The sequence below is a fragment of the Cyanobacteria bacterium GSL.Bin1 genome, assembly GCA_009909085.1.
Classification (GTDB): domain Bacteria; phylum Cyanobacteriota; class Cyanobacteriia; order Cyanobacteriales; family Rubidibacteraceae; genus Halothece.
Genome location: JAAANX010000027.1, coordinates 1 through 4575, shown reverse-complemented (window position 1 = coordinate 4575; position 4575 = coordinate 1). Strand labels below are relative to the sequence as shown.

The window sequence follows — 4575 nt, the reverse complement described above, 5'->3', positions numbered from 1 at the left end:
GGTCTATCCTCTCACTGAAGGTGTCTCCGCCGATGTGATTCGTAAAGCCGTGATGACTGTTTTACCGGCAGCCCAAAAACTCAAAGATCCGCTTCCTTCTCACTTGCGTCAACAGTATGGTTTCCTTTCCCTTCCAGAAGCAGTGAGTAACCTCCACTTTCCCCCGGATCATGATACCCTTGCCCACGCCAGACGGCGCTTAATTTTCGATGAATTCTTCTTCTTGCAACTGGGCTTTCTCAGTCGTCGTCAACAACAAAAAGAGACGCAGCAAAGTGTCATCCTCAACCCTACCGGCAAACTCATTGACCAATTTAAGGAAGTTCTACCCTTTCAACTCACCAATGCCCAGCAACGAGTCGTCAGTGATATTCTCCAAGACTTAAATTCCGAAACCCCCATGAACCGCCTCGTACAAGGAGATGTCGGGTCAGGAAAAACCGTGGTGGCTGTTTTTGCGATTCTGGCTGCGATTCAATCAGGATATCAAGCGGCGTTAATGGCACCAACCGAAGTTCTTGCAGAACAACATTATCGTAAACTCGTGGGTTGGTTCAACTTGCTGCATTTACCCGTCGAACTGCTGACCGGATCAACGAAAACCGCAAAGCGACGGGAAATTCATCAACAGTTAGAAACGGGAGAACTGCCCCTACTCGTCGGAACTCATGCCCTAATTCAAGATCCGGTGAACTTCCAACGGTTAGGCTTAGTGGTCATCGACGAACAACATCGCTTTGGGGTGCAACAGCGCGCGCGATTATTAGATAAAGGTCATTCTCCCCATGTCCTGAGTATGACCGCAACGCCGATTCCTCGCACCCTTGCCTTAACCCTCCATGGCGACTTAGATGTGTCCCAAATCGATGAACTGCCTCCGGGACGACAAGACATTCAAACTACAGCCCTATCCGGGAAAGATCGTCGTCAGGCGTATGAGTTAATTCGGCGCGAAATTGCCCAAGGAAGACAAGCCTATATTGTCTTACCCTTAGTCGAAGAATCAGAAAAATTAGATGTTCGTTCCGCCATTGAAGAACAGAAAAAACTCCAAGACAGCATTTTTCCTGAGTTTAAGGTCGGTTTACTCCACGGGCGGATGAGTTCCCAAGAAAAAGATGAAGCGTTGAATGCGTTTCGGGACAATGAAACGCAAGTGATTGTTTCCACCACTGTCATTGAAGTGGGAGTGGATGTTCCGAACGCCACCGTGATGCTAATTGAAAACGCGGAACGCTTTGGCTTATCGCAACTGCACCAACTGCGGGGAAGAGTGGGACGGGGAGACCATAAATCCTACTGTATTTTAATTAGTGGCTCGAAAACCGATACCGCCAAACAACGCTTAGGGGTGTTAGAACAATCGCGGGATGGCTTCTTTATTTCCGAAATGGATATGCGTTTTCGTGGACCTGGAGAAGTATTAGGGAAGCGTCAGTCAGGACTGCCAGATTTTGCGTTGGCGAGTTTAGTCGAAGATCAAGAAGTTTTAGTCTTAGCCCGAGAAGCTGCAGAAAAGTTAATCTTTACGAATCAAAACTTAGAGGACTATCCCCGTTTGAAAAAAGAGTTAGAACGGCGCTATTTGAAGCTTATGGGTGGCACGATTTTGGCTTAGACAGAACCGTTGAAGATGCCCTAACTGGAAAATATAGGGTTAGATTCAGAAACCTGATCATTCTACCGACAAAACTAGAATTTCAACACTATTGGCATTCCCCGCCCAGATAAAAGCCAATCTAGAGTTTGGCAAGCACTGAAGCATCATGAAAATTTTCTCATCAATGTTTCATAGACTCTTCACAGTAATCTGTCACGATTAAACTATTCTTAATCCGTTATTAAACTTTAGTTAACATATTGATAATTTTTTGATTGTAGTTCTAGCGCTTGCCTCAAAACTAACTTAGAGATTAAGCTCCCAATCATTGAGAAAGTTTTAGGTACAACATCCTTATTTTTTCATGCGAAGGACAAATGATCAACATTATCCTTCCTCATTGACCAGGTTCATCGACTCACTACCCCTTCAAGCCCATGTCAATTCTGCAATCTCATCCGCTGCATCCCCTTGAATCTCTTCAACTGCTCAAAAAGAAATCTTCTCAGCAACGTAAGTGGCGCATCATTCTCTATTCCCACGACACCATGGGTTTGGGACATAAGCGCCGTAATTTACTTATTGCCCAAACTTTGGGGATTTCTGCTATTAATGCCGATATTTTATTGATTAGTGGGATGAGAGACGGTAACCCGTTGCAAACTCCTGCTGGGATTGATTACTTAACGTTGCCTGCTCTCTATAAAAACACGAATGGACAATATCAAGCCAGGCGATTGGATCTGACTTTAAAGGAAATAATCACCCTGCGATCACAGATTATTCGGACAGCCGTCCAAACCTTTCAGCCCGATGTTTTAATTGTCGATAACGTCCCGAGAGGAGCAATGGGAGAACTCAACGCAACGTTACAATACTTGCGCACTCAGACCCAAACCCGCTGCATTCTTGGTTTACGAGATGTTTTAGATGAACCGAAGGTGATTCGTCGCAGTTGGCAACGCAGTAATCACAAAGATGCCATTCGTCGCTATTATGATGCTGTTTGGGTTTATGGTGACCCCAAGATTTATAACCCAATTCAAGACTATGGTTTGAGCGTTGATCTAACGGCTAAATTTCGTTACACAGGCTATCTAGATCGACGATCCACCCTACAGTTTGTCACCCAAGAACAGTTACAGGAAACCTTGAATCTTCCCAATGAACGTTTAGCTTTATGTCTCCTCGGAGGAGGGCAAGATGGCGGTCAATTAGCCGAAGCATTCGTAAAAACCAAATTTCCTCCCCACACCCATGGCGTGATTATTACCGGTCCGATGATGCCCCAACAACAGCGCCAGCAGATACAGGCTTATGCTGACCTGCGTTCTGATTTGAGTGTCTTCGAGTATGTGGCTGAACCCGCTCTATTTTTGGAACGGGCAGATTGGGTCATTGCCATGGGAGGCTACAACACCACTTGTGAAATTCTCTCCTTTGAGAAACAAGCGCTCATTGTTCCTCGGGTACGACCCCGACAAGAACAACTAATTCGGGTCCAACTGCTCAAGAAACTGGGATTGGTGGATATGCTACATCCCGATCACTTGAGTCCTCAATCCTTGAGTACCTGGTTACATCAAGAAAAATCAGCTCCCAACATTCGTCAAAAGATAGACTTTCGCGGTTTAGAGCGGATTCCCCAATTTTTGGCAGAAATGCTCGAAGAACCGGCTGAATATTTTCCCTCTGTCGTTAATCATCAATAAAGGAACGTGCAACAACCATCTATGCGAGTCGGTTATATTCTCAAGCGTTATCCCCGCTATTCGGAAACGTTTGTTGTCAATGAAATTTTAGCTCATGAAGCAGTTGGCGTGGATATTCGGATTTTTGCTCTACGCCCAACCTGTGATAGTCATTTTCAAAATATTATTGCCAAAGTTCGTGCCCCTGTCACTTATATTCGCAAGCCAATCCAAGGACGAATCAGTCAGTCTCTCAATAGTTTAGCGCCAACCCCAGCGAGTTATTTTTGGGCAGAATTACAAGAAGTGGCTTTGGTAATTCCTGATTTTTGGCGTAAGTTGGGCTTTGCCCTGGGAGAACAAGCGAGTGTGGTTTATCAAGCTGCCTGGTTAGCGCGAGAAGTGCGCTTGCAAGACATCACTCACTTACACGCCCATTTTGGTTCAGTGGCGACTAGTGTTGCTCGTTTAGCAGCCCATTTTGCTGATATTTCCTACACCTTTACTGCCCATGCTAAGGATATTTTTCACGATAGTGTCGATCCTGAAGATATGACGCGCAAAATTAGGGACAGTGCAGCAGTGGCGACGGTCAGTGATTATAATTGTCGCTATTTACAGCAAGTGTACAGAGTAGTAGCAGATAAAGTACAGCGTATTTATAATGGGCTGGATTTAAAACAATTTCCCTATGTCTCTCCCGAAAAGCGTCCGCCTTTGATTATTTCTGTGGGACGTTTGGTGGAGAAGAAAGGACTGCCAATTTTAATTGAGGCTTGTGGATTACTCAAGGCATGGCATTGTCATTTCCAATGTCAAATTGTCGGTACGGGTGAATTAGAACCCGAATTAAGTGCTCAAATTGCGGCGTTGGGTTTAACTGAACAAGTGTTTCTGGTGGGGGCGCGTCCGCAAAATGAGGTGTTTGAATTAGTGCAACAAGCTGCAGTTTTTGCTGCCCCTTACAGGATTGGCAAGGATGGGAATCGGGATGGCTTACCGACCGTTTTATTAGAAGCGATGGCGTTAGGAACCCCTTGTGTGGGAACCGATGTTACAGGATTGCCTGAATTAATTCGTCACGAAGAAACAGGCTTGCTTGTGCCTCAACAGGATGCTGCGGCATTAGCGTTAGCACTGCAAAGCCTGTTAGAGAATCCGACTTTACGGGTTCAGTTGGCTACAGCAGCGCGTCAGTTAATGGCATCTGAATTTGATATTGAGGTCAATGCGGCATTATTACGTCAGCTTTTTCAAATGCCGTCGCAATTGAACTCAGTTGAT

3 protein-coding genes are annotated in these 4575 nt (G+C 45.4%); all 3 read left to right on the top strand.

From position 1 onward, the window contains the following. On the top strand, nucleotides 1–1618 hold a 1618-nt coding region (gene recG, locus GVY04_01370), incomplete at its 5' end, for an ATP-dependent DNA helicase RecG (GenBank protein NBD14824.1). 419 nt (nucleotides 1619–2037) lie between these two features. Next, nucleotides 2038–3312, top strand: coding sequence for a glycosyltransferase (locus GVY04_01365; GenBank protein NBD14823.1), 1275 nt, complete (start codon nucleotides 2038–2040; stop codon nucleotides 3310–3312). 21 nt (nucleotides 3313–3333) lie between these two features. Further along, nucleotides 3334–4575: glycosyltransferase (locus GVY04_01360; GenBank protein ID NBD14822.1), on the top strand; the 1242-nt coding region annotated here is incomplete at its 3' end.